The organism is Clostridium polyendosporum (genome assembly GCF_018332455.1).
GTDB lineage: Bacteria > Bacillota > Clostridia > Clostridiales > Clostridiaceae > Clostridium_AY > Clostridium_AY polyendosporum.
Map to the genome: position 1 here is coordinate 41,176 of NZ_BOPZ01000031.1, position 384 is coordinate 41,559.

At 28.6% G+C, this 384-nt stretch carries 1 protein-coding gene; it reads right to left on the bottom strand.

Annotation, left to right across the window (positions count from 1 at the left end; translation table 11 throughout):
• On the bottom strand, positions 1-384 hold a 384-nt coding region (locus CPJCM30710_RS17900), incomplete at both ends, for a transposase (protein WP_246503553.1).

Sequence of the window (384 nt, forward strand, 5' to 3'; positions counted from 1 at the left end):
TCAAAACATCTATATTCCCTATATCCATCTCTAGTTGTTGTTTTATAAATTAAGGCTACATTATTAGGACAAATGTAAATATCCTTATCAAAGTCATAGATAAACTTACTTTTACTAAACATTCCTTTTTTATGAGGAGACCTTCTATAAGCAATAACAGCATTTATTTTTCTATTTGCTAATGCTTTAAATATAGGGTTAGTAAAATAGCCTGCATCTAAACCATGATATTTTGGTTTAATCTTAAAAGTTTCATTTATTCTATCTAATGTTTTTAGTATTGGCTCGCTATCGCTTACGTTACCAGGGGTAACATGTACATCTACTATAATATTATTTTTACTATCTACAGTTCTATGGTCTAAGTAGAAAAAACCTTCTGGC